Source organism: Variovorax sp. 01T439_2 (genome assembly GCF_056398445.1).
Map to the genome: position 1 here is coordinate 1 of NZ_JBFTPJ010001156.1, position 1,592 is coordinate 1,592.

Below are 1,592 nucleotides of genomic sequence, written 5' to 3' on the forward strand. Positions count from 1 at the left end.
GGTCAGGTCGATGCGCCCCTTCTTGTCGGCGGGGCGAACCTTCTCGGGCAGCGCCTTGGCTTCGGCCAGGCAGGCCTCGGAAAACTCGTGCGGCACGCCGTACTTGCGCACCGCAATCTCGATCTCCATGCCGGGGTCGTCGATCTCGCCCAGCACTTCCTTCACGCGCCCGACCGGCTGGCCGAACAGCGCCGGCGGCTCGGTGAGCTGCACCACGACCACCTGCCCCACCTTGGCGGGGCCGGTGGCGCCCTTGGGAATCAGGACGTCCTGTCCGTAGCGCTTGTCTTCGGGCGCGACGAGCCAGACGCCGCCTTCATGCAGCAGGCGGCCGATGATCGGCTGCTCGGGGCGCTCGACGATTTCGACCACCCGCCCCTCGGGACGTCCGCGCCGATCCTGCCGCACCACGCGCGCCTTGACGCGGTCCTTGTGCAGCACTGCACGCATCTCGTTCGGGGGCAGATAGATGTCGGCTTCGCCGTCGTCGCGCTGCACGAAACCGTGTCCGTCGCGATGCCCTTGAACAGTTCCTTCAAATTCATCCAGCAGACCGCTGGAAGTGCCATTATTTTTGATATGATTCTCTCTTTCCTGAAATTCAAAACATAACTGCTTCGGCAGCTATGTGGGCCCAGATGGCGGAATTGGTAGACGCACTAGTTTCAGGTACTAGCGAGTAACATCGTGGAGGTTCGAGTCCTCTTCTGGGCACCACCCCTACCAAGCTGAAACCCCTGTGAATCATCGATTTACAGGGGTTTTTTCTTTTCCCTGGGAACATGATCGAGGGATGTTCTCCCTCACGGATGCCGATCGCGGCCAAGCTTGGCCGCACCGACGGTTGTGTGCCGCGTTCGCGCACGGCGTCGTGATCCTGAAGCGGAACATTCTGCGAAGCGCTTGTCGGCGGCACGGATTCGAACAAATGGAACGGGCTTCGTCTCATGGAATGATGCAGCAACCCGCTCCTGAAGAAGCGGCTTTCCACCATTCTGACGCAGTACATCGACGAATGATCGCGCAGAGTCTCGAGAAGCAGAGCAACCGAATCAATAACACCGTGTTGGCAGTAGAGGTGAACCGCGCAACCCAAGCTGATGAGCGCGGTATGGGCTCGCAGCAGTGGATCGCCGGCGGATCTGCGTGGGTTGCGACGGCTTTGAAGCCGAGGTGCACCTTAACACGCGAAGCAATGCACCGGTTCGACAGCGTGTGAGCATGGCCATTTTCCAACGCATCAGGCAATGGGCGTCGCGCATCAAGCGCGATGGCGTGACCCTGTGGTTCGCCTACCGCCATCCGGGCACGCCCTGGTTCGCCAAGCTGCTCGCGGCCTTCGTCGTCGCCTATGCGCTGAGCCCGATCGACCTCATCCCGGATTTCATTCCCGTTCTGGGCTACCTCGACGACGCCTTGCTGCTGCCCGGCCTGATCTGGCTGAACATCCGGCTCATTCCGGCCGATGTACTCGAGGAATGCCGCCAGCGCGCCGACCTGTGGATGAAGGAGCAGGGCGCGAAGCCCCGAAGCATTGCGGGGGCCGTGCTCGTCCTGGCGGTCTGGATCGGTGCTGGTGCTGCGCTCTGGGC

2 protein-coding genes, 1 tRNA gene and 1 pseudogene are annotated in these 1,592 nt (G+C 62.0%); 3 read left to right on the forward strand and 1 reads right to left on the reverse strand.

Going from position 1 to position 1,592, the window contains the following annotated elements; translation table 11 throughout:
• Nucleotides 1–552, reverse strand: a pseudogene (locus tag AC1DOC_RS33000) (ribonuclease R); the annotation flags it as partial.
• Nucleotides 553–632: 80 nt separating this feature from the next.
• On the opposite strand from AC1DOC_RS33000, the gene AC1DOC_RS33005 reads away from it, so the two are divergent.
• The 3 genes from AC1DOC_RS33005 to AC1DOC_RS33015 all read left to right on the forward strand — a co-directional run.
• Nucleotides 633–717: transfer RNA gene (locus AC1DOC_RS33005), tRNA-Leu, on the forward strand.
• A 22-nt stretch (nucleotides 718–739) separates the two neighbouring features.
• Nucleotides 740–1,219: a hypothetical protein gene (locus tag AC1DOC_RS33010; RefSeq protein WP_418147347.1), complete on the forward strand. Its 480-nt coding sequence runs from the start codon at nucleotides 740–742 to the stop codon at nucleotides 1,217–1,219.
• A 2-nt stretch (nucleotides 1,220–1,221) separates the two neighbouring features.
• A partial coding sequence (locus AC1DOC_RS33015; RefSeq protein ID WP_478131488.1) for a YkvA family protein occupies nucleotides 1,222–1,592 on the forward strand: 371 nt, incomplete at its 3' end.